Origin of the sequence: Singulisphaera sp. GP187, assembly GCF_900129635.1 — a bacterium.
Classification (GTDB): domain Bacteria; phylum Planctomycetota; class Planctomycetia; order Isosphaerales; family Isosphaeraceae; genus Singulisphaera.
The window spans coordinates 3,355,204-3,379,186 of record NZ_FSRB01000001.1 but is presented as its reverse complement, the minus strand read 5'-3'; the positions used below and the strand labels follow the sequence as shown (position 1 = coordinate 3,379,186).

Annotated in this window: 17 protein-coding genes; 9 read left to right on the top strand and 8 right to left on the bottom strand. The window is 64.2% G+C overall.

All coding sequences use genetic code 11. The features are described 5' to 3' along the window. Positions 1-106 precede the first annotated feature (106 nt). Complete coding sequence (locus BUS42_RS13215) at positions 107-1,384, top strand: glycosyltransferase family 4 protein (RefSeq protein WP_074307315.1); 1,278 nt, start codon at positions 107-109, stop codon at positions 1,382-1,384. Between the two features lie 113 nt (positions 1,385-1,497). Further along, entirely contained in the window at positions 1,498-2,838 is a 1,341-nt protein-coding gene (locus BUS42_RS13210) for a glycosyltransferase family 4 protein (protein WP_254053481.1), read from the top strand. A gap of 116 nt (positions 2,839-2,954) precedes the next feature. Here BUS42_RS13210 and BUS42_RS13205 read toward each other — a convergent pair whose 3' ends face one another. Next, a complete protein-coding gene (locus BUS42_RS13205) occupies positions 2,955-4,064 on the bottom strand; it encodes a glycosyltransferase family 4 protein (RefSeq protein WP_074307313.1) in 1,110 nt (369 codons plus the stop codon). A 407-nt stretch (positions 4,065-4,471) separates the two neighbouring features. On the opposite strand from BUS42_RS13205, the gene BUS42_RS13200 reads away from it, so the two are divergent. The 3 genes from BUS42_RS13200 (at position 4,472) to BUS42_RS13190 (ending at position 8,447) form a co-directional block, all read left to right on the top strand. After that, positions 4,472-5,851, top strand: a complete 1,380-nt coding sequence (locus tag BUS42_RS13200) for a DEAD/DEAH box helicase (RefSeq protein ID WP_143206318.1) — start codon at positions 4,472-4,474, stop codon at positions 5,849-5,851. A gap of 223 nt (positions 5,852-6,074) precedes the next feature. Then, complete coding sequence (locus BUS42_RS13195) at positions 6,075-7,883, top strand: sigma-70 family RNA polymerase sigma factor (protein WP_074307311.1); 1,809 nt, start codon at positions 6,075-6,077, stop codon at positions 7,881-7,883. Between the two features lie 150 nt (positions 7,884-8,033). Next, positions 8,034-8,447 (top strand): hypothetical protein, encoded by a 414-nt coding sequence (locus tag BUS42_RS13190; RefSeq protein WP_074307310.1) that lies wholly within the window; start codon positions 8,034-8,036, stop codon positions 8,445-8,447. A gap of 67 nt (positions 8,448-8,514) precedes the next feature. Here the strand turns inward: BUS42_RS13190 and pckA are convergent, their stop codons facing one another. From pckA to BUS42_RS13160, 6 genes are all read right to left on the bottom strand, one after another. Next, positions 8,515-10,131, bottom strand: a complete 1,617-nt coding sequence (pckA, locus tag BUS42_RS13185) for a phosphoenolpyruvate carboxykinase (ATP) (RefSeq protein ID WP_074307309.1) — start codon at positions 10,129-10,131, stop codon at positions 8,515-8,517. Positions 10,132-10,411: 280 nt separating this feature from the next. After that, positions 10,412-10,843 carry a hypothetical protein gene (locus BUS42_RS13180; protein ID WP_074307308.1) on the bottom strand — a complete coding sequence of 144 codons (432 nt, stop codon included), beginning with the start codon at positions 10,841-10,843 and terminating at the stop codon, positions 10,412-10,414. A gap of 255 nt (positions 10,844-11,098) precedes the next feature. Next, a complete protein-coding gene (locus tag BUS42_RS13175) occupies positions 11,099-12,100 on the bottom strand; it encodes a DUF1559 domain-containing protein (protein ID WP_074307307.1) in 1,002 nt (333 codons plus the stop codon). Between the two features lie 78 nt (positions 12,101-12,178). Continuing rightward, entirely contained in the window at positions 12,179-13,240 is a 1,062-nt protein-coding gene (locus BUS42_RS13170) for a DUF1559 domain-containing protein (RefSeq protein ID WP_074307306.1), read from the bottom strand. Positions 13,241-14,002: 762 nt separating this feature from the next. Further along, on the bottom strand, positions 14,003-15,985 hold the full coding sequence (locus BUS42_RS13165; protein WP_254053480.1) for a glycosyltransferase family 39 protein: 1,983 nt from the start codon (positions 15,983-15,985) through the stop codon (positions 14,003-14,005). Positions 15,986-16,065: 80 nt separating this feature from the next. After that, a complete protein-coding gene (locus BUS42_RS13160; protein WP_074307305.1) occupies positions 16,066-16,845 on the bottom strand; it encodes a phosphopantothenoylcysteine decarboxylase domain-containing protein in 780 nt (259 codons plus the stop codon). A 110-nt stretch (positions 16,846-16,955) separates the two neighbouring features. On the opposite strand from BUS42_RS13160, the gene BUS42_RS13155 reads away from it, so the two are divergent. Both BUS42_RS13155 and BUS42_RS13150 read left to right on the top strand, forming a co-directional pair. After that, positions 16,956-18,269, top strand: coding sequence for a glucuronate isomerase (locus tag BUS42_RS13155; protein ID WP_074307304.1), 1,314 nt, complete (start codon positions 16,956-16,958; stop codon positions 18,267-18,269). A gap of 143 nt (positions 18,270-18,412) precedes the next feature. Further along, entirely contained in the window at positions 18,413-19,891 is a 1,479-nt protein-coding gene (locus BUS42_RS13150) for a hypothetical protein (RefSeq protein ID WP_074307303.1), read from the top strand. Between the two features lie 114 nt (positions 19,892-20,005). Here BUS42_RS13150 and BUS42_RS13145 read toward each other — a convergent pair whose 3' ends face one another. Then, complete coding sequence (locus BUS42_RS13145) at positions 20,006-20,785, bottom strand: HpcH/HpaI aldolase family protein (protein WP_074307302.1); 780 nt, start codon at positions 20,783-20,785, stop codon at positions 20,006-20,008. A gap of 310 nt (positions 20,786-21,095) precedes the next feature. Here BUS42_RS13145 and BUS42_RS13140 point away from each other — a divergent pair, with 310 nt between their 5' ends. Together BUS42_RS13140 and BUS42_RS13130 are read left to right on the top strand one after the other, a co-directional pair. Then, on the top strand, positions 21,096-22,058 hold the full coding sequence (locus BUS42_RS13140) for a C-terminal binding protein (protein ID WP_074307301.1): 963 nt from the start codon (positions 21,096-21,098) through the stop codon (positions 22,056-22,058). A gap of 1,241 nt (positions 22,059-23,299) precedes the next feature. Then, complete coding sequence (locus BUS42_RS13130; RefSeq protein ID WP_254053479.1) at positions 23,300-23,971, top strand: RNA polymerase sigma factor; 672 nt, start codon at positions 23,300-23,302, stop codon at positions 23,969-23,971. The last annotated feature ends 12 nt before the right edge of the window (positions 23,972-23,983 follow it).

Sequence of the window (23,983 nt, the reverse complement as noted above, 5' to 3'; positions counted from 1 at the left end):
AATTGCCTACGTCTGGATGGCCGCTGATCCACCCGAACGTAAGTTGCTGTCGGAACGGTCGTCCCTTCGGGGTCCAAGCCATCCAGCCAAAGCGGAGGTCTTCGCCATGCGAGTCGGAATCGATGGAAGCTGCCTGGCGAACCGACGCGGGTTTGGTCGCTTTGCCCGACAGGTCCTGGACGCGCTGGCGGATTTGCCAAACCCGTATGAGATCGTCGTGTTCATCGATCGACCCTCGGCGGCAAACGTCTCAGTCCCCGATGGTTTCGAGACGGTCTTGGTTGACGTGGGCGAGGCGCCGACCAGCGCGGCATCCGCGGCCGGTCGGCGGCGGGTCCGCGACATGCTCGCGATGGGCAAGGCGGTGGCGGGCGCGGGCATCGACCTGATCTATTTTCCGGCGACCTACACGTTCTTCCCTGTCTGGAACGTCAAGCATGTCGTGGTCACGATGCACGACACCCTGGCACTCGCCCACCCTGAGCTTGTTTTTCCAACCTGGCAAGGGCGGTTCTCCTGGATGCTCAAGGAGCATGCCGCCGCCTGTTGGGCCGATCGGATCGTCACCGTTTCGGAGTCAGCCCGCCGTGACCTGATCGCCTGGTTCCGTCTCCCGGCGGAGAAGGTCTGCGTGGTGAGCGAGGGGCCGGACGCCGAGTTTTGGCCTCGGCCCCAAGGTCCGGAATCGGACGCGGTCCTGGCCCGCCACGGGCTCGCGCCGGGGACCCGTTACGTGCTCTATGTCGGGGGATTGAGCCCTCATAAAAACCTATCACGGCTGATCGAAGCGTTCGCCAGCGGCGCTCCCGCGGATGTGCGACTGGTTCTGGTCGGCGACACCGGCGACGTGTTCCACACCCACGTCCCCGAATTGCGGGCGGCGGTCGAGCGGTTCGGGCTGGACGGCCGAGTCCACTTCACCGGGTTCGTCCCTGACGAGGACCTGGCTTATCTCTACAGCCGAGCCTACGTGCTGGCCCAGCCTTCGTTGATGGAAGGGTTCGGCCTGCCTCCGGTCGAGGCCATGGCCTGCGGCACTCCGGTGATCTCGAGCACGGCCGGTTCTTTGCCCGAAGTGGTCGGCGATGCGGGCATCTTTTTTGACCCGACCGAGGTGGCCGCGATCGCCGGCGCCGTGCGCGGGATCTTCGAGGACCAGGCCGGGCGCGACGCGTTGGCGCACACGGCCTTTCGCCGGGCGTCTCAGTTCACCTGGGCGAACTCCGCCCGGGCCTTGCTCGCGGCGTTCGGAGAATTCGACCCGGGATGGGATCCGCGGCAGACCGAATCGATTCTCCATCTGAGCCATCGGACGCCGCGCAGCCTTCGCGGCGATGCGCAGCAGGCGCTGGTCGAGGCGCAATTTCCGGTTTCCGAGCACTGACGATAAGCCAGTGCACGTGTTCAAGACCAAGTTTAAGCAAGCGACATCGAGGACGGATCGGTCCCCCCCTTTATTGGAAACCAGGCCCTTGTAGGGACCGAGGCCCCGGTTTCATGAGACGTTCGGAGGAAGCCGCCATGAAATTCTGCATGCTCACGACCTTCTTTGGCAGCCACAGCTTTGGAGGCGACGCCGCCTTCGTCGACCGGCTGTCGCGGGCCCTGGCGCGGCAGGGGCACGAGGTCCATGTGATCCACTGTCGCGACGCCTTCGAGGCGTCGCGCGGCGACCAGACTCCGCGTCCTTACTCGGCTCCGCCGGGCGTGGTGATCCACCCGCTCGAGAGCCGGGCCGGTGTGTTGTCCCCCTTGGCCACGCACCAGACCGGGCGGCCGTTGTTCAAGGCCCGGGCGATCGGCCGCCTGCTGCATGACATTCGCCCGGACGTCGTCCACTTTCACAACCTTTCGCTGATCGGCGGGCCCGGTCTGCTCCAGATCCCCGCCCCGGGCGCCATCAAGTTCATGACGGCCCACGAGCACTGGCTCGTCTGCCCGTTACACGTTCTCTGGAAGCATGACCAGAGCGTCTGCGAGCGGAGCGAGTGCGTCCGCTGTTGCGTGAAGTCGCTCCGGCCGCCCCAGCTCTGGCGTATGACCCCGCTCCTGGACCGATCGCTGCGTCATCTCGATGCCTTGATCTGCCCCAGTCTTTCGACCCGGCGCGAGCACGCCCGGCGCGGGATCGTGGCCCGGATGATGCACCTGCCCTACTTCTTGCCCCACGACTATACGGGAATGCCGGCCGCCGCCACGCCCACGCCCGCCCGGCCGTATGTTGCCGCGGCTGGCCGGCTCGAGAAGATCAAGGGGTTTCAGGACGTGATCGAGGCGATGCGACGCCTGCCGGGCCTGGACCTGCGGATCGCCGGCTCGGGCCAGTACGAGGCTGAGCTTCGGGAGCAGGCACGCGGTCTGGACAACGTCCTCTTCGAGGGCCGGCTCGATGCCGCCAACGTCGCGGCCTTGTTTCGAGGGGCACGCGCCGTCGCGGTTCCCTCCCTGGTCTATGAAACGTTCGGCTACGTCGTGCTCGAAGCCTTTGCCGAGCGTGCTCCGGTGGTCGTACGCAACCTGGGTGCCCTACCTGAACTGGTCGCCGAGAGCGGCGGCGGACTCGTCTTCGACTCACCCGATGGGCTGGTCGAGGCCTTGGGCAAACTCGCGAGCGACGACGACCTGAGACGAACCCTGGGTGAGAACGGCCATCGGTCCCGTCACGGGATCTGGTCCGAGTCCGAGCATCTTGACCGCTACCTTGCACTGATCGACGAGCATCAGCAACGCCATCGCGAACGCCAACGCACCGGCCCCGCACTCGCGCGGGCCGTGGCCGCCGTCAAGCGACGAGAGCCGGTCTTGCTCCCCGAGGAGGCGTTTGAGCCTGTTCGGTGATGGGGGAGAGAACACGCAAGAGGATTCGTATCAAGATTTGTTGCTTTGTAGGGTGGGCACGGCCCACCAGGTTTTTGGGAATGGGCGAGGCGGTCTCACCCTCCAAGGCAACGTGCTCACCCGTTCCGCGGAGTGAGCGCCGCGGCCCTGATGAGTTCGTCTTTGACTTCGTGGGCGAACCGAGCCCGACTGAACTGCGCGACGTGATCGAAGCCCCGGGCAATCCGCGTCCGCCGCTCCTCCTCGTTGGTTGCGAGGACCCGTAACGCCAGGGCCATGGCGGGTGCGTCTGCCGAGTCGAGATACCAGGGGGCGTCTCCGCCCGCTTCGATCAGGGCACTGTTGCGGAGCGTCACGACCGGGCAACCGCTGGCAAGCGCTTCGACGACGGGCAGACCGAAGCCTTCGTAGTCGGACGGATAGAGCAGGGCGATGGCCCCGGCCAATAGGCCGCGGAGAGTTTCTTCCGAGACGTGCCCGGCGCGAATCGTGCCGTCGGCCGGGCCCGGCAAGTCGCCCGGGTCGTCGGGCCCGACGAAGACGAGCCGGTGGCCGGGGTGTTCGCGTCGGTGGCTGGCGAAGGCCTTGAGGATCGCGGGGACGTTGCGTCGGCGTGACCGTTTGCCGATAAAGAGAAAATAGGGAGAGGTTTCCACGCCCACGTGTCGGCGTGCCTCGATCACTTCCGAGGAGTGGTGGGGCAGGGGGCGGAACTCGGGTTCGGGGCCGGGATAGGTCACCCGGATCCGCTCCGGGGGGACGCCGTGGACGCGGGCCACGTCGTCGGCAGTCGCCTGCGAAGGGACGAGGATCCGGTCGGCCCGCCGCGCGGCCAGGCGGTATCGCCAGCCGAACCGCCAGCGCACGAGCCGAGGGAAGCTCTCGGGAACGACCCAGGGCAGGGTGTCGTAGATGACCAGCACCGTCCGACCCCGCCAGGGCAACGGCATGAGGTTGGCGGGCGCGAATAAGAGGTCGTCGGGGCGGAGCTCGCGCGCGAGTCCGAACCATTCCCAGCCGAGGCCCGACCAGCGCTCACCGACCACCTTGGAGACGAGGCCGTCGATCCGGGGAACGCGGTTCCGTCCCCCGGGTTCGCGCAGAACGACCAGCGTCTCCGCCATGGGGAGACCGGTCAGGGCCCACTCGGCAAGGAGGCTCTCAAGGCAACGGCCCACCCCCGTCCGCTCCTCCGTGAGCCGCTGGCCATCGATCACCAGACGCATCGTCTTGGGTTCCTTGGTCTTTGGGCGTTCTCCGTCGGTTCGGATTGTCCAGTTTTCCTCAAGATCCGCCAGTCGAACCGGCCGGATGATGAGCGGTCTCGGTTCTTTTTGGGGAATTCGAGTGGTTTGCGAAATTGCGGTTCGCCTCTTTGGCGGAGCATGCTACAATCCTTCGGTTGGAAAAAAAACGAAGGGTACACCCCACCGGCTTGAGGCCGAGATCCTACCTCGCGAGCCATCTGCCCGTTGGTCTCTTTGCGCTGTCTCATCTTTTCGCACTCGGTTTGTTGCCGGTGCGGACTTCTTTGGCGCGACAAGGCCGACAACTACGCAAGCCGCGTCCGAGAACGGACAACCGTTAGTGTTGTCCCGTCCGCGCCACAAGTCGGGGTGAGAAGGAGTTAAGTTTGCAGAAGACGACGACTGGGACCTCGACAGTAACAGCATCTGAGGGGTTCCCCGCGCTGGGTGTCAGCGAGTTGACTTTGAAGGCGTTGGACCGCGCTGGCTTCAATGAGCCGAGCCCGATTCAGCAAGCGATGATCGCTCAAGCGATTGCCGGCCGAGATTGCCTGGGCAATGCTCCGACCGGAACGGGCAAGACCGCCGCGTTCTTGGTCCCGATCTTGGAAAAGGTCGACGAGAACGACCGTCGGGTGCAGGCCCTGATCTTGGCGCCGACGCGTGAGCTGGTCATCCAGATCAGCCGAGAGTTCGAGAAGCTTTCCTACGGGCGACGGGTCCGGGGCGTGGCGGTGGTCGGCGGCGAGCCGATTCTTCGCCAGCAGCGGATGCTGGGTGCGGGATGTCAGGTGGTCGTGGCCACCCCGGGACGTTTGATGGATCTGATGGCCCGTCACGCGATCCGGCTCGACAAGGTGCAGATGGTCGTCCTCGACGAGGCGGACCAGATGCTCGACATCGGATTCCGGCCCGCCGTTGAGACGATTCTCAAGTCGGTGCCGAAGACGCGGCAAACGTTGTTACTTTCGGCAACGATGCCTCCCGAGGTTCGCGAACTGGCGCAGACCTACCTGGTCGATCCGGTCGACGTCCGGCTCATCCGAGAAGATGAAGACGCGACGATCCCGGCGATCCGCCAGTCGTACCTGATGGTGGCCGCCGAGCGGAAGTTCGAGTTGCTCATCAAGCTGCTTCGCCGTGAGGCGCCGCCGCGAGCGATCGTGTTCTGCCGAACCAAGCGTGGAGCCGACCGGGTGGGCATGTTGCTCCGCTCCGAGGGGCTGCTCGCCGACACGATGCACGGCAACCTGAGCCAGGCGCAGCGCAACCGGGTCCTTCAAGGGTTCCGATCGGGCCGCCTGACGATCCTGGTTGCCACCGACGTTGTCGGCCGTGGCATCGACGTTCGTGGGGTCTCGCACGTCGTGAATTTCGACCTGCCCGAGGATCCGACGCACTACGTTCACCGGATCGGCCGAACCGGCCGGATGGGGAGCGACGGTGTGGCCTTCTCCTTGGTGCTGCCCGACCAGGGCAAGCTGCTCGATCAGATCGAGCGCTGCATTTCGCGAGAATTGGAAGCCGATCAGGTCGAGGGAGTGCCGGCGCCGCCCCGACCTTACTTCCGCCCTCAGCCCCGCCAAGGTGGTTTCCGCCGCGGTCCTGGTCCCCGACATAACAACGGGAACGGGAATGGCAACGGCAATGGGAATGGCAACGGCAATGGAAACGGTGGTGGCCGGTTCCCGCGTCGCGCCGTCTCTTCGTCGCAGGGCCTCCGCCGTCGCCGTGATCGCGAGCCCCAGGGCGCAGGTCGTGGTTGAGCTTGAGCGGACGGCATGACGAGCGTTCACAAAGACCCGCGGACGAGAGGGAAACCTCTTGTCCGCGGGTTCTTTTTTTTTCATGGATTCGGAAAGCGCGGTCCTCGCCGGAACGCATTCCCAATATTTTCGTGAACGCCGCGAAAAAAAATGTAGCAGTCACGCCTCCCAGAGACACTACTTGGCGAAGGCCCACAGTACGGGAGCGGGAGAGGAAGTGCGGATGCCGGCGAAACTGACGAGTGGGATCGCGCGGGACCTGGAGACGCTGTTCGAGACCGGCCTCAGCGGCGACTGGACTGACGGCCAGCTCCTGGAACAGTTTCGATCCGGACCTGGTCCGACCGCCGAGGCCGCCTTCGCCGCGCTGATTCGCCGGCACGGGCCGATGGTCTTGCGCGTCTGCCGCGGCGTCTTGAACGACGAGCACGACGCCCAGGACGCGTTTCAGGCCACGTTTCTCGTCCTGGTGCGGAAGGCCGGATCGATCCGCAATCGCCTCTCGGTGGCGAGCTGGCTGTACGGGGTGGCGCACCGTGTCGCTTCGCGGGCCAAGGTTGACCTGGCCCGACGACGAACTCATGAACGCCGAGCGGCCGCGCTGATCAAAGAGTCACAGAACGACCTGGCGAGCGGCGTTCGGGCCGAGCAAGCGGTCCTGGACGAAGAGGTCCACCGGCTCCCAGAAAAGTACCGTGCCTTGCTCGTGCTCTGCTACCTCGAGGGACTGACCCAGGACCAGGCGGCCGCATCCCTCGGCTGGCCGTCAGGGACAGTCCGAGGGCGGCTCTTCCGGGCGCGCGAACTCCTGCGGTCACGCCTGTCACGCCGTGGTTTTGTGCTACCCGCGGGGGTTATGACGGCTGGGATCGCACCCCGGGAGGATGCGGTCGCCCCCGCGATCCTCTTTGGCTCGACGTCCCGCGCCATCCTGCTTGCCGCCTCGGGGAATTCCACGGCCCCCGGCGCGGTCTCCGAGTCCGTCGTCGCCCTGGCCGGCGCGACTTTGAAGGCCATGTCCGTCGCCGGGATCAAATCCGCGCTCGTCCTGTTCGGCCTTGGCCTCGCCACGGCCTCGATTGCGGGACTGGCGGTGCAATTCGGACCGTCCCCGCGCCTGCCGATTCCTGTCAGGCTCGAGAAGCCCGCAATCGCAGTTGCGCCCGTTCCCACGCCGGTCGTCGTACCGACACCCAGGCCGGTTCCGTTGGTCATCGCTCGTCCCGAGTCTAAGACGCCTCCTTCCGCGCCAGGAGCGGTTTCCCCGGTCATCGCCAATCGTGGTTCGGTGGCCGTCGGATACCCGCTCGAGAACATCGAGATCGACGGCGGACTCGCGGATTGGCCCAAGGACAGGATTCGCTACCCGGTTCAGAAGCTTTTCGAGGGGACGGGATTCGCCGACCTGGGAGGCGCCGACCTCGCAACGAGTCCCGACCTCAGCCCGTCGTTTTCGGTCGGCTATAACCTGAGGCAACAGCTCATCTACTTGGCCGTGGTCGTCCGTGACGACAAGCTGGTCATCGGCCACACCAGTCATATGGATACCGACGCCGTCGAGGTCTACATCGATGGCCTCAGGAGCGAGCGGCGGGTCTCGAGTACGGTATCCAATCCCTTTTGGGACTCCGTCGGCCTCTCGGACCTTCCCGTTCAGCAGTACATCGCGATCCCAGGTCCGGGGAAAATCTACGGGACGAAGTATGACACCAACCCGATTGTGATGGCCGGTGACGTCAAGAAGACCCGAACGAAAATGGCCTTTCGCCGTGTCGGGGACGTGACGACCTACGAGTGGGCGATTCAGCCGTTCGACCGGTACCCCGACCAGCCGACCCATTTGGAGGTGGGGAAACGGATCGGTTTCGACCTGGCCGTGGCCGACAAAGACGTCCCCGCGACGTCGCATCAAGGGATGAACGAGCCTCCCGCCGATCGCCTGGTTTGGGCCTACTGGGGGCCTTGGTGGACGGGTATTAAAGTGTTCAATGCCGGTAACCTCGGGGAATTGATCCTCGCCGCTCCACGATGAAGGAGCGTGACAGTCAGGGGACAACGGACGCTAGGTCCGCCCTGAACCCCGCTCCTCCAAGATTGTTGACGTTCGCTGTTCGACCTCGGCCCTGGGCCACCGAGGGGGATTCTACGTCCGCCCTCGATTTCCTCGAAAAAGGAGCCATTGATGATCCTCAAGACGCTCCCGCAGCGACCCGGCTCTGGGGTCTTGACGAGCAAGGTCCTTGTCCATCTCGGTGGCTGGATCTGCGGCGCAGCCTTGCTCTACTGGGTCGCCTCGCAGGCCGGGCCGCGGACCGGGACCGCGATCGTCCATGTCACCGAGCCCGATGTGGCCGTCAGCGTCGGTAGCCAGATGTTTCGGGTCGACGCCAGCATCCACGAACCGCTCGTCTGCGACCTCCCGGCCGGAGAGCACCGGCTCAAAATGATGCGGGGCACGACCGTGCTTTACGACGAGACCTTCTCGATTGTTGGGGGCGAGGAACACGTGCTCACCACCTGGAGGGCGCCGACCGAGAGCGCCCGCGGAGCTGAGAATCGAACCCCAGGGCAGCCCGAACCGATCTCGCCCGAGTAATCGCTTTGGGTCGTCCTGCCTGAGTGAGTCTGGGGCGAGCGAACCGCTCGCGGCGAATCACCTGACTTCATGAATCCAACCGTGGGCCTGCGGCTCGGATGGCGGGCTCGACGTCGTTGAACCGGGTGAAGTTTTTGCGGAACAGTTGGGCGAGACGCGTCGCCTGGGTGTCGTAGGCGGCACGATCGGGCCAGGCAGCGCGTGGGTCGAGGATCTCGTTCAGCACGCCGGGGCAGGCCGTCGGATACTCGAGTCCGAAGATCGGATCGACTGCGAAGGACACGTGGCGCGTCGTTCCTCCCAGGACGGCGTCGACCAGGGCGCGGGTATGCCGGAGCGCGATCCGTCGCCCTTGGCCGTACCCCCCTCCGGTCCAACCCGTGTTCAGCAGCCAGGCTTCCACCTTATGCCGCCGCATCTTGGCACCGAGCAGGTCGGCGTAGCGATTCGGCGGCAGGGTCATGAAGGGGGCGCCGAAGCAGGCGCTGAAGACGGCCGACGGATCCTGGCTGAGCCCCCGCTCGGTCCCGGCAACCTTGGCCGTGTAGCCGGAGAGAAAGTGATACATCGCCTGTTCCGGCGTGAGCCGAGACAAAGGGGGGAGCACCCCGAAGGCGTCGCAGGTCAGAAAGATGATCCGGCGGGGATGTCCTCCTTGTCCCCCTGGCACGTGGTTCGGAATCGACTCGATCGGATAGGCTGCGCGGGTGTTCTCGGTCAGGGACGCATCGGCGAAGTCGGGAACCCGGGTTTTGGGGTCGAGCACGACGTTTTCGAGCACCGTGCCGAACCGGATCGCCTCATAGATCTCGGGCTCGTTGAGCCGGTCGAGGCGAATGCACTTGGCGTAGCACCCCCCTTCAAAGTTGAAGACCCCGTCATCGCCCCAGCCATGCTCGTCATCGCCGATCAAGGCGCGAATCGGATCGGCGGAGAGGGTCGTCTTGCCCGTGCCCGAGAGTCCGAAGAAGAGCGCGACGTCGCCGGTGTCTCCCACGTTGGCCGAGCAGTGCATCGAGAGCACGCCCTGGCGCGGGAGCAGGTAGTTGAGGATCGAGAAGACTGACTTCTTGATTTCCCCGGCATACTGAGTGCCGCCAATCAGCACCAGCCGTTTCGCGAAGTTCAGGACGATGAAGACCTCGCTTCGAGTGCCGTCCCGGTCGGGAACCGCCAGGAAATCGGGGGCCGCGATGATCGTGAACTCGGGTCGGTGGCCGGCGAGCTCCGCGGTCGTGGGCCGGACGAAGAGCTGGTGGGCGAACAGGGCGTGGTATGCCCGCTCGCAGATGACCCGGATTGGCAGGCGATGGGTGGGGTCAGTCCCCCCAAACGAGTCCTGGATCCAGACTTCGCGTCCTTCGAGGTGGGCGATCAGGCGGCGATGAAGCGCATCGAACCGGTCGGGATCAAAGGGAAAGTTCACCTCTCCCCAGTCGATCTCGGACTCGCTCGACGGCTCCCGGACAATAAACTTGTCTTTCGGGGACCGGCCGGTGTACTTCCCGGTCTTGAACACCAGGGCCCCTTGGTCCGACAGCTCCCCTTCGCCGCGTCTCAGGGCGTGCTCGGCGAGCACGGCTTGCGAGGCGTTCCAGTGCTGGGGCCCAAGGCCTCGCCATCCCTGGGCTTCCAGGGTCAAACGGCCTGTTTCGGCCGTCGTTCGATCGGATGGGGCGTCCATCGAGCCTTGATCCCATTTGAAGGTGACAACCCAAGGGCGGGGCCTCCCGTGCCTCGACCCCGCCTCATCATCCTTCGTAACATGGCCCGCGCGGTTCGGCAAGGGTAGGCGCTGACCATGTCGATTCTTCGCACTCGGAATTCCGGTGTCGCTGAGCAGGCTCGCACCCGTCGGTGGCGATTCGGCGGGCCTGCTCGAAGCCGCGCTCGCCGCGGATGGATCGGAAGGTCGTTGCTCCTTGGCGGTCGAGCCGGGGAGTCGCGAATGCCAAGGCAACGAATCATTTGATGTCGATTTGAATAGACGTGTTGCCGGTGGGCGGAATGACGACCTCGAGACCGGAATTCTCGGGCTGGGAGTATTTCTCGGGAATGAGATACTTCGGCACGGAGTCGCCCCCTTTCGTCGGCACGTCCTCGGTCGAGATGACGCCGACCCGGTGCTTGCCCGCGACAGCGCCGTCGCCGTCGTTGTAGGTGGTGAGGGTGAAACTGCCGTCCTTGATGATCCCGGTCGCGGGCCGCCCCGTGTCGGGCAGGAAATACATCGTTCCTTGACTTACGGGGTTACCCTTGTAGGTCACTTTACCGGCCGCGGCGACCGCCGGTAGCTCATTCTTGTCTCGACCTCCACACCCTGAAACGGCGACCCACGCCCCCGCCAACACCAGCACGAAACCACGATGATCAGACCAACGCACCAACACCTTCATGTCGTTCCCCTGGCCGCTTCACGGCGGAATTTGATTGGACTCGATCCGGTCGGACGATATGGTACGCCGAGTTCGTGAACGCGGCGAGGCTTGGGTGGAACTTGAAACCTCGGAAACCAGGGTGGAACAGCACTCCGGCTCGCGCGAGCCGCGAGCCGGAGGAGAATCCCTTGGGGGTTTTCGGGTCGAGACACGGGTCGTTCCACTCACGATGGGAACGCGCCGGTTGCTGAAATCAAGATAGCGAACAATAGATCAATAGCTATCGGAGCTGATGACCTCGCCGTCCGCGCGTGAGGAGAGGGCTTGGTAGGTGGCGAGGTTGATCGAGTTCTTGATGAACCGGACCGAGCCGTCGACGAAGAGGAAATTGGCCCCGCCCGAGTGGCGGCTGCCGAAAGCATTGTTCATTCCACAGGGATTGCCTCCCGACGCCAACCCGCTACTCGGCAGGGTATTCAGCGGGTTCCGGGTCGTCCGGAAGTTCGAGCCGAGACGGAGGGTAACGGTCCAGACGTTGAACTGGTTCTTGGCGCCCGTGCACTTGCCGACTTGGGTGCCATACCAGGAACCGTCGTTGTCGTAGGTTGTCTCGCCGACCGCGAAGGTGTTGCTGCTACCGTCGGTGAAGCTGCGAATGCGATGCGGGACACCGTAGTCGGCGAAGCCGTTGTTGAAGTGTTTGATGTCGGTCGTGGCATACATGCCGTAGGAATCCGCGCCGGAGTTGGCGCCTCCGAGGGATCCCGCGCACGACGAGTACGACGAGGGTGCCAGATTCGCGAGGTGCGGGATGTCGTTCCGTCCCGAAGTCAAAGTGGAAAAGAGGGGTTGCTGCCGGCCGTCGCTCGGGCAAACAAAGACCGACAGCGTGGTCGACGCCACGGTGGACTGCGCCAGCGGGAGGCACGAAGCGGCGTAGACGCCACTGACGCCCGGATCGTTGAACGTGAGCAGGAAGTTCCAGGCATTGGCAAGCGGCTGCTGCTCGAGTTGTGGCAAGACGGAGACCCAAAGGCTCATGGCGTTGGAGTCGTTATTGCCCGAGTCGCTGCCCGGACGGGCACTGGGGAAGGTGCCCCCGACGTCAAGGTAGTTGTGTAGGGCCAGCCCCATCTGCTTCAGGTTGTTGGAGCATTGACTCCGCCTCGCTGCCTCGCGTGCCGCCTGCACGGCCGGCAGGAGCAGGGCAATCAAAACCGCGATGATCGCGATCACCACAAGAAGTTCGATGAGCGTGAATCCGCGACGACTCATGTCTATAAGCTCCGGTAAAACAGAGATAAAGCCCTGAGGAATGACGTGTGGTTCAAGTCTCGGAACGGAGAATGAGAATCAATAGGCGTCGGCGCTGATCACCTCGCCGTTCGCCCTGGTGCCGAGCGACCACCATGTATTCCGATTGACGGTGTTCTTGATGAACTTGACGCTGCCGTCACCCATCAGGACGTTAACCCCTCCGGAGTGGTAGCTGTCTGCCTCACCAAACGTCGATGCCGACCCTGAGCCATTGCCGGAGCAGTAGGACCATTTCGAGGAGTTGGGCATGGCCAAGGTGTTGAAGAGCGTGAAGGCCATCGAACCGTGGATCCAGTTCTTCCCTCGCTGGGCATCGATCGTGGCCGAACGGTTTTGCCAGGCCGAGTCGCACGACGCCAGTGCCGTGATGACCGCGTTGGGATTGGTCCAAGCATCGGCAAACTCGCCGGCGGCCGCGCCCGCGACGTTCGTGAGGCCGATGTTGATCTGGCCCAGAATGGATTTCGGGTTTCCCACGGTCGACTCGGAAAATGCGATCGTGTTCGATGTTCCATCCAGCATGTCCCGAAGTCCGTAAACCCGTTGGTAGGCAAATAAGCCGGTCGTCGTCAGGCTCGACATGACGGGGGGGGCCGGCCAGGTGGACGTATTCGCATTCGTCAGGTTGGAGGTGGTGCCGACGGAGCCGAAGTAGTTATTGCAATTGATGTAGGCCTCGGCCGAATTCACGTCGGAGGGACAGAGAAAGACCGAGACCTGGGCATTCATTGCCGTGCTCTGGATGGGATACTGTGGCGTCCCCGTCCCTTCGTCGATCCCCCAACTGAAGTTGATCGAATTGTAGATCGCATTCTGCTCCAACTGGGGCAAGAGGGCCGCGTGGGCACTGATCCCTTGTTTGGAAGTGTAGGTGCCGGGCATCCCGGTCAGGCAGTTTCCCGAACCCATGGGAAGCGAGCCGTTGATGTCATGATAGTTGTGCATGGCGAGGCCAAGCTGTTTCAAATTATTAACGCATTGGGACCGCCGCGCCGCTTCGCGGGCGGCCTGGACGGCCGGCAGGAGCAGCGCGATCAGGACCGCGATGATCGCGATCACGACCAACAATTCAATCAACGTAAAACCACGACGATACATGATGAAACTTCCCCTCTCTCGGTAGGCCGAATCAGCAAAAACGAATAAAATGAACGGAATGGCGCTGAGCCAAGTCCAGGACGTGTCTCCCCCGCCCGAGAGGATTCACGGGTCGTTGGTTCGCCCTGAAATTGTGGAAATCCGCCACGACGAAACACGGATGTGCTACGACGTGCCGAGACGTTGTCCCGGGTCTGATAATTAAAATTGAGACGGCACGATCAAACGGGACAGGCTGGATCTTCTTCGAAACATCAGGATAGCGCGGATCGATACGAGTTTCAAGACAGGTGATTTCGAATTTGCTTGAATTGTCCTGTGTACTGATCACTGGTCGACTTGGGGGCTGAGTCGCGTGCATTTTCATCGATTCCAATCACTTGGAGCGATTGGGAGTCCTGGGATCGAACTCACGTCGACTTGATCCTGGCATATCTCGTGAAGGAATCCCTGGCAAACCAGGGAATCATTCCGATCGCTCAGGGCCTAAGGTTTACTCTGTCAATCACTTCCGTTTGCCCGTCGGGGCGTGGCCCGGTGGCGAAGCCAGGCGATTCCGGGCTACGCTCGACGTTGGTTCGGCCCCCAAGGCTCGCCTCGTCTCGCCCTTGCCGAGCGATCAGGAACCGATTTCCCGCTTCGTCCTTGGTGGTGATTTTCAGACATGGATGCAGGGGTGAAATGAAGCGGCCATGAAGTCCTGAGTCGCTTCCGACCATTGCCGTTCATGAGGCGTTGGGGTTCGGCTTCGTGAAGCTTTGGTCACTTGGAGACGCGCCCGGGCCGAGAACGAGCAATCACGATCGCCTGGGCAAGCCGGACCCGAGCGTTGAGTGAAACCGAGCGATGGGAGGTGAGGCCTGCGAGCGGGAGGGGGTCGGTGGTGAGCAGGGCGAGGAGGACCGCGGCCGAGGCATCACCGCCGGGGGCCTCGATCGCGCGGGCCAAGGCGTCCTTGGCGTGGCGTCGCGCCTCGGGGTCGTTCGCTTCGTCGAGCCACCAGGCGCCCCATTCCCGCCGAACCGCGGGGTCGTCGGGCTGAGAACGGAGGAGTCCCTCAAGTCTGCGCCGGCTCTCCGCTCGGGTCTCAGGTAGCTGCCTGAGCCAGCGTGCGCGAATGATTTGCGGGATCTCCCCTGCGTGGCGGGGGCCGTTCAGGCGATTCAGGACGAGAGCAGCGAGGCGGTCGTGGACCGGGCCTTCGGCCAGCAGGGTCGTGACCCGAGCGCTGGGGCCTTCGCCAAGCGCTCGGACGTCGTCCAGGGCGTTGATCGCCGGCTCGAGGCTTCCTTCGGCCAGAAAAGCTAACGCCAGTTCGATTTCCGCGTGCCCCCAACGATCAGGGGTCGGATCGACCATGGGCCGCCACGCAAGGGCGGCGGCCGGGAGGACCAGCAGGCAGACTCGCCAACCCAGTCCCCGCCACTGTCGTCGAGCGAGTCGGCGGCCCATGTCGACCGCCCCCGCTGCGCCCAGGAGCGCCAGACCTGGAAACCAAGGGATGCGGTAACGACCCACAACAAAGAAGAGAGCGGTTGTCCCCAGGCCCGCCCCCGTAGAGAGGATCAGGAAGCTCCAGAACGGTGTCCGCTCTTCCCGCCCCAGGCCCAAGCTGAGGGCGGCCAATGGGAGCAACGTGCCGAAGCTGATCACTCCCCAGGACAGGTGGGGGACCGCGACCAGACGGACGAATTCGAAGTCCTGGTTGTCGGGAATCTCGAAGTTGTGCGCCAGCAGGCCGATCTTGGCCGCGAGTAAGCGGAGCGATGCGGCTGGGGCGTCCCACCAACGTTTCAGCCCTTGGTCGAGCCAGAACCGGGAGACGCCCGTGTGGCTCAATCGCCGACCGGAGCGGCGGGTGGCCTCCTCGGCGAAGTCGTCCGCCTCGTGCGCCGGGTTCGCCTCGACGAAAGGGGGGGCCACATAGGTCCCGGTGGCCTCGGGGCCGTTGCCGATGTAGAAGTTGGCCCCCCCTTGCCAGGTGGTCAGGATCAGCTCGGTCGGCCGGGAGACGACGGCATTGACGATGGTGGCAGGCGCGATGGCGAGCGCGAACCCGAGCAGAAAGAGCAGGGCCTTGGCGCGGCGGCGGCCCACGGTCAGGTGGCGAGAGTCCGCCAGCAGCCACCAGATCGCACCCAGAGGGGCGAGGACGAGGGCATTGGCGCGGAGGAGGCTCACGATTCCCCAGGCCAGACCCGAACCGGTCGCTCTCCAAGCCCGGCCAGCCGGATTCGCGGCCCATGCCGTCAAACCAAGCGCGATCGCCGCGCCGAGCGCGGCCAGGCTCTCCTTCTCCAACAGTCCGTCGGTGAAGATCAACGGGCCGCACGCCGCGCAAAGGAGGCCGGCCACCCTCCCTTCAACGGGTCCGAAACCGAGGCGGCCCGCCCCGTATACCGCCAACGGCGTGAGCGCACCGAGACAGGCCAGCGCGACTCGAAGACTTGAGACCTCCGTCCCAACCACCCGCATCAATCCCGCGAGCAAATAAGGGTAGAGAGGGTCCTGGTAGAACGGCCGATCGGGGAGCCATGCCCCGTTGAGAATCGCCTGCGCCCGGGTCCAATAGGCCCCTTCATCCACCCAGGGGAGCCGGCCGAGCGGGTGTGCCACGAAGTCTCGGACAACCGTGCCCCGCAATACCAAACTCAGAAGGACAATCGCCAACGGCCAGCCGATCGCGGCGACGCGGGCCGACTGAGATCGTACGTGTCCCGTCGGCAAGGTCGGGGATTGGCTCATCTGGGGTCGACCTGGAGATGATGGAAATCCGTCTTGGGTTCGGAATCGGAGCTGCGCCTTGGACTGGGAACGAAAGGGATTCAGCCATCGACGGCGTTGCGAACCGATGGGTGTGGTGTCGTGGTTCGCCGTTGCTCGGCCAGCGCGAAGACTCGATCGACCAGCCTGTCCGCGAGCGTGCCGCCGGATTGGAGGGTTTCCGGCGGATGCTCGGGGCGGACGAGGTGGACGGTGTGCTGGCCGTCGCGGAGCGTTTGCAGGTCGTTGGCGACGGTCAGGTCCGCGCGATTGGCCAGGCAGGCGGCCTCGGCTTCTGCGAGCAAGTCGGGCAGGGGGACGCGGGACAGGAGCTTGAAGCCGACGAGGAAGAGGCGAGGGGACCAGTCGCGGACCGATCGGATCACTTTCGGGGTGCGCAAGGCGTGGATGATGATCGACTCGGCCTGAGAGTTGAGCTTGCCCGGAATCGGTCTGGGCTCGAAGTCGGAGACGGCCATCGCCAGGAAGGCGACGTCAATCGATTGGTTGCGGAGGACGCGTTCCAGACTTGCGGCATATTCGGCCACGGTTCCCTCGGCCAAGGGGACCAGGTGGAGCTGATCGGCGACCGAGCGCCACTCGCGCTGGAGCGCGGCGAGCCGCGCCTGCTCCGCCTCGGGGTCGGTCGTGTTGAGATCGAACTGCGCCTGGCGTTTGTAGGGAAGCTGCGCCGCGGGGGTGTGGATGTGCCAGACCGACGCCCCGTGTTTCAGACAGGCCTCGGCGATCATTGCCGAAAACCGGCCCGACGAGACATTGGCAAGGTGGCGGACGTCATCGATCGGTGCGATCGTTCCTCCGCCGGTCACAACCACGTTCATCGGCCCTGACTCTCCTCTCTTGCTGGAAACTCGGACGCTGGCTAGCTTGTTTTGTGGTCAATCGCGATTCGAGTGCGACGATTCTCACCCCGCGCCGAGCTGTTAAAACGATGCCGACAACCTCACCGCACGACCCCAAGGCCCGTGAGCTCTTTGACGAGATGACACGCTGGCCGATCTTCGATCCCCATTCGCATATCGACCCGGCTCGGCCCGCCGCGCGGAACTTCGACGAAGTCTTGGGGTATCACTACTATACCGAACTCGCCCACTCGGCGGGGATGCCCTCTGAGTTCGTCGCGCCGAGTCTCGACCCCGAGACACGGGTCCGGAACCTGGCCGGCTACCTCGATCGGATTGACAACACCGTCCAGTATTCGTGGTTGCTGGAAATTGCCAAGACGTTTCACGACTTCCCCCACGATCGGATCACGCCCCAGAACATCGGCGAACTCTACGACCGCGCCGAGCGCTCGACCAGCAGCAGCGGCGCGGCGTGGGACCATGAGGTCTGGAAGAAATCGCAGCTCGAAGCGGTCTTTCTGACCAACGAATTCGACGATCCGCTCGAAGGCTGGGATCCTCAGAAATACGTCCCTTGCCTACGGACCGACGACCTGGTTCTGAAGCTCCACGAGCCGACGACCGTCGATCGGCTCCGCCGTGCCACGAATGTCGACGTTCAGGATTATGCCACGCTCCGCCAGGCGATCGGCGTTCTCTTCGAACGGTTCGTCAAGCGGGGGGCGCGGGCGTGCGCGATCAGTCTTCCCCCGGACTTTGCCCCCTATCGCGCCACCGCCAAGCGTGCCGTGACCCCTGTCAGACGCGCGCTCCATCAGATGGACCAGCGGCCCGATGAGCACGATGAGGTGAGGCAGGTCGTCTTCTGGACTCTGGCGGAGTTCTGCGCCGAGTTCCGGCTGCCGTTCGACCTGATGATCGGCCCGATCCGCAATGTTTATCCGGCGGGAGTCGCCGGGGGCCGCGACTTGTTCGACCGCCGGGTCAGCCTGCACGGCTACCGCGAGTTGTTCAACCACTTCTCCGGGGTCACGTTCCCGGTCTCGACCCTTTCGCCCGACGCGGGGGGTGAGCTGGTGGCCTACTCCTGGATCTTTCCGAACGTGGTTCCGATGGGGCACTGGTGGTACTCGAACATCCCGGCCTACATCGCCGCCGACCTGCGGGCCCGGCTCCAGGCGGTCCCCAAGGTCAAGCAGGTGGGGTACTACTCCGACGCCTACAAGCTCGAGTTCGTGTTGCCTAAATTCAACATGTTCCGACGCGTTCTGGCCGAGACGCTGGCCGACGACGCTGTTCGGGGCCAGGGATGGTCGATCGATCGGGCCCTCGAGCTCGCCCGATTGATTTTGCTCGAAAACCCGAAGCGAATTTTCGGACGGGCGGGGGCGTTGTCCTGAACGGTTGATTTGACCCGGAGCGGAACGCGGGGAATGATTCCATTAACAAGAAAGGGTGGGCTCGAATGTCGATCGACTCGACGGTATCACCCTTTCTCCAGGGGCCTCCGGCATTAGCGGCAGGCCCTCAAGGAATGGCACCCATGATGCGACCACGCTTCGAATATCGGCTTTCGGCGGCAGTGACTCTGGGCCTCGCCCTGGGCTTGCCGATCTCCGCGACGGCTCAGGTCCCCAGCGGCCCCGGCCTCTCCTCAGGGTCGGGAGCAGGGACGGGGACGGGAACCTCCTCCGCAATCGAGCGGAATCCCACGGGTTCGATCTCAGGGGTGGGTCCCAACCGCCCGGTCGGAGTCGAAGCGGGAGGCCTTGTCCCGTCCACCGGGTACGTGCCTCTGTTGCCTCCCGGCGCCAGCGTTCCGCTCGGCCCGGGGGCGAACGTGACTTTTCCGGACAACGAAGACCTCTTCTCGTTCTCGAGCTTCTCCCAGGAGTCGGGCCGAACCAATCCTCCCAACCTCAGCCAAGTCCAGCCGCGGGAGCTCGAATTTGCACGGTCGATCAGCGATCCGGCCGAGCGCAGCCTGACCCTGAACAAGGTCGCGAGCGTGGCCGTCTTCGGCAACCAACTGCACCTGGCGCATCGGGCCTTGGGCGAAGCGGCGGCCGCCGCGCTGACGATTCCCGACCGTACGGTCCATGACCTTCGGCTCATCGCCGTCATCACGGGGTTGAATAACCTGAGCGAGGCACTGCTTCGCGACGGAAAAATGGATCTGAGCATCCCCGAGTTCAACGACACCGCGTCGCCGCTCCCGAAATCGGCCGACGTCGATCGTGAGACTCTGATCAGTCGAGCCGAGCTCGAGTGGAGTCGTGCCGCTTTCCTGGCGAATCGAATCTACAACCCGACCTACCATACCGAGATGCTCTATCGGGTGGTCGAAACTCAGTCGTTCGGGAGTCAGACGATCGTCAACGAATTCCCTCATTCGGAGGCCAAAGACGACAAGGACGCGGGCAATCCCACCAAGGTTCACCCGCTTGACGCCCATGCCGACCAGATTATGGTCAAGGCGTCCGAGGTCGCCCGGCTGATCAATCGTCCGGTCTGGCGGGATCGGGCCCTGGTGGCGGTGGCGACCGCGGCGGCCCACTCGAAGCAGTATTCCCGCGGTCTCCAGGTCGCCCAGCTCATCCCACAGCCTGAAGTGCGGACCGACGCCTTGGTCAAAATCGCCGAGTCCCAGGCGCGGGGGAATGACCCGGACGGTGCCACCGCGACTTACCACGAGGCTGCGAATGCGGTCTCGTCAATCCCGCTCGACGATCCCCGGGCGATCCTGGCCGGCGTCCTGATCGACAACCTGATCTCGGTCGGTCGGTTCGAGGATGCACGACGACTGGTCGTGTTGTATCCCGACGAGCCGCGACGACTCATCGCCCTCGGTGCCATCGCCGAGTCGCAGGGTTTCCGAGGCGCATCCGAGTCGGCCATCGAATGGATCGGCAAGGAGATTCCCAAGGAGCACCAGCCGGTCCTCTATCGCAAGCTCAGGTTCGGTATCCTCGCGGCGATCGAGCAGAACCGGAGCCGCGACATGTCGAGCCGCGATCGTTGAATTGAACGGCCGTAGTGACTGAAGGGCGAATGGGGCTTGAGCCGGCGGCGATCCGGCTCAAGCCTTTTTCTTTTTTTGCGTTTTTGGGGTCAGGGTGAGCGAAAAAAAATCGTTTCATCGCGTCGGAAAGAACGGTCCATAGCGTTCCTTCGCGGCGCGAATTCCCGCGTGAACCGCGTGGATATCAAAGCCGAGGACGAACATCCGGCAGCCCCAGCCGCGCATTCGCTCGGCGTACTCTCCCCCCCGCGGCACGATTCCCCACGGTTTGCCCGCGTCAGCGCAGGCGCGGGCGATTTTTTCGATGGTCTCGAGACAGCGGGGATGCTCGAATTCGCCGGGCACGCCCAGGACCTGGCTAATATCGGCCGGCCCGACAAAGAGCAGGTCGACGTCCGGGATGGCGGCGATCTCGGCGACCGACGCGATCGCGCTGGCGGTCTCGATCTGAATTCCAACGAACGTCTCGGCGTTGGCGTGGGCGGCATACTCACCGATCGGGGTGAGGCCGAACCGGCCGTCGCGGTTCCCACCGTTCATGCCACGCTCGCCGCGGGGCCAGAATTTGGCCCAGCGAACCGCCTGTTCGGCCTCCTCCGGCGAGCGAACCATGCTGACCATGACTCCCCCCGCGCCGGCTTCCAGCGGCCTCATGATCGAGGCGTAGTCGGTGGCCGGAAGCCGGACGAAGTGGTCCATGCCATAGGCCTTGGCCGCGAGGGTCGCCAGCTCGATCTCCTTCATGCCGATGCCGGCATGCTCGACATCGAGCCAGAGGGCGTCGAAGTCGCCGTGCTCACCGATGATTTCGATCAGCTTGGGGCTGAGCAACTGCCCGACGCCGAACATGCGGACCACTTGCCCCTGGGCAAGGAGTTCTTTGATCCGTCGCATCCGTCACTTCCTTCGCGAGGGTCGATTCTTCACAATCAGGCGGGCCGGGGCCGCGGGCTCTGGGCGATCCTGAGGGGTCGGCTCGCCCCGAATAACCGGGCCCTGACCTTGGGCCGACGGTTGAACCTACCCGGCCGATCGGCCATAACCAAGGGGTTGCTCCCTGGAAAGCGGACGTGCACGCGGGTCAATCTTGGTCTCGAGGGACCTTGAACTCCGCCTCTGGATCCGCAGCGGTTCGCCGCCGTCCCCGATTTTTTTTTGATCTCTCCCTTCGGATCGTTCCGTCACTTGCGAGAGGAAACGGTTGATGTCGTCTGCCTTCAAGGTGGTGATCACTGACTTTCTGGACGAGACTTCGATTGAGGCTCCGATTTTGGGCGACCTCGCCCAGGTCGAGCTGGCCCGCGCCACTGATGAAGCGAGCCTGGCCCGCTTTCTTCCCGGGGCGGACGCGCTGATCACCTATCACGAGATCGCGTTGCTGGGCGAGTCCACGTTTGCGAACGCTCCGCAGTGTAAGTGCATCGTTCGCGCTGGGGTTGGCTACAACAACGTCGACCGGACCGCGGCCGCCCGTCACGGCGTGATCGTGTGCAACGTCCCCGACTACGGCACTGAGGAAGTGGCCGATCACGCGATCATGTTCCTGCTCGCCTTGGCTCGGCAACTCGTTCCATCGCATGAGGCGATCCGCGCGGGGGGCTGGGACTATCGGACCGTGTTGGGGACGCCTCGCCTGCGTGGCAAGACGCTCGGCCTGGTTGGCTGCGGCCGGATCGGCACCGCGACCGCCCTGCGCGCCAAGGCGTTTGGCCTGGACGTTCTGTTCTATGACCCGCTCGTGCCCCAAGGCGTCGACAAGGCGCTCGGGATCCGCCGGGCCCACCGGCTGGAGGAGCTGCTGGAACAGAGCGATTACGTGAGCCTCCACTGCTATCTGGACGCGACGACCCATCACTTGATCGACGCCCGGGCGTTGGCCTCGTTGCGGCCCGGAGCGCTCCTGATCAACACCGCGAGGGGGCCGGTCGTCGACCAGGTCGCGCTCCTGGAGGCACTCGAATCCGGCCAGCTCGGGGGGGCCGGCATCGACGTCGTCGAACGCGAGCCGCTCGACGACGAGCGGCTGCGACACCACCCCCGCGTGCTCCTCACACCGCACTCGGCGTTCTACAGCGTCGAGGGTTTTGTCGAATTACGGACCAAAGCGGCCGAGGAAGTCCGCCGCGTGCTGCTCGGTGAACCTGTCCGCAACTCAGTCTCTCTATGAGGGTTAGAGCACTCGGACGACGTGTTCATGCCTGTTCGGGAAAAATTTCGACACTGATTTTGATTTTGCGCGAACATCCCTGGCCGCTATGATGTCTAAGACCGCATGCTGGGGGAGCGACTCTCATCAGGTCGCTCCCTTAGGATCCATCGACCGCCGGGCGTGTTGCCCGGCGGATATGAGAAATCGGGAGCTCTGACGGACCTTCAGGACTCGTCAAAAGACAGGGACGGATCGAACGTCCCGCACTCGCGATGGCCGCCCTCTCCCGGGACGGCCCGCACGGCGACCAGACTGGTCGCCTCACTTCAACAGCCCGCCGTTTGAAGGCGGATGTGAGGGTCTCGCCATGTTGAACCGCACGAACCGGACGCAGTCGGCCAATCTGAATGGGCTGAACCTCGGCACGCGGTCGCTCGCCGTCACGGCGAACATCAACACCGGCGATCTCCAGACCCTGCGCACCCGCCACGTCCATCGTGTCGTTATGCGCGACGGAATGCACGGATCTCTACCTTCCTCGATTTCCCTTTCGAGAGGCGAGATTCCGGTAATTCCAGGCTCACGCCCCGTACCGTCGTGGCTCGTACAGAGTCGCTCGGTCAGGCCGTGGGGCGAGTTCGCCGCCGAGATGTTTACCCGGGCCGACAGGACGTGTCGGCAGGGTGATTCCGTGGCCTTCTCCCTCGAACGGGTTCTGGATCAACCAGGACCGGACCGTTCGAAACGCGATTGCAAGCCGGTGACAACCTCAACCGGTAAGCGATCGAAGGTGGAGAAGCGTTCCGGATTGACCTCGGCTCGAGCTGCCCTTGCGACCGGCGCCGCGATACTCGCGGCATCGGGAGGGTGAGCGCCAACCTCCGGCTCATTATCGTTGGAACGCCTTCGAACGCTTGCGACAGTGTCGGTCGCCGGTTTCGAGGAGTCACTCCAGCCCACTGAGTTGGCGGTCGGCTTCGTGCGGACGACCCATGTTGCCCCCTCGCAACGGGTACCGCGCCCCAGCCGTCTCCGTCGGCCGCCGTGTGTAGGCGAGCGACACCCTAGCCGTCCCGCCCTTGGTGCGCGTATCGCGCCCCCAGGTTCCGGGGAATCACGGCCGAGTGTTCGCCCCTCCGCCCGTCGACGCCTGATTCGTGGACTGCGGTGGTCGATCGTAGCGTAAAAAAAGGCCCTTGACCGTACGCGGCTTAGCTACGATCGCCCCTGGACCCCAGAGGAATGGGGAGCGATCAAACGTGCTGGCGACTTTGCAGAATCTCACGGTCCGGGATGAACCTTGGACCGATCTGGCGATACTGGTTCGGCGCGCCCAAGAGGGCGACCGCGCCGCATTTGGCGAACTGGTCGAACAGTTCCAGCGCACCGTCCACGCAATCTGCCTGCGGCGGCTGGGCAATCCGAGCGAGGCGCTCGAGTTGACTCAGGAAGTCTTCCTCCACGTCCTGCGGCGGCTCGACCAGCTCCGTGAGCCCGAGCGGTTCGCCGGCTGGCTGCGGCAGGTCGCGGTCCGGATGGCGATCAACCGCGCCACCCGGCGCAGCGTGCCGCCGAGCGTGGAAACCAGCGTGCTCGAAGGCGCCGGCGAACAGCGCGAGGCTCCCCTCGACGAACTGATCAGCCGTGAACGGGCTCATCGGCTCTGGGAGGCCCTCGACCGGCTCAAGGCCATCGATCGCGAGGCGTTGGTGGCGTTCTACATCCACGGCCAATCGTTGATCGAGATCGCGGAGCAACTCGCGGTGCCGATCGGGACCATCAAGCGGCGGTTGCACACCGCCCGGAAGCGACTGAAGGCCGAGCTCCAAGCGAGCGTCGCCGACGCCGAGGAGTGGGGCGATCAATCCGGCGACGATGAGGAAGCGGCCGCCCTGGTCGGCTCACGGACCGAGGAATCAACTCTCTGGTGATTCGACACTCGG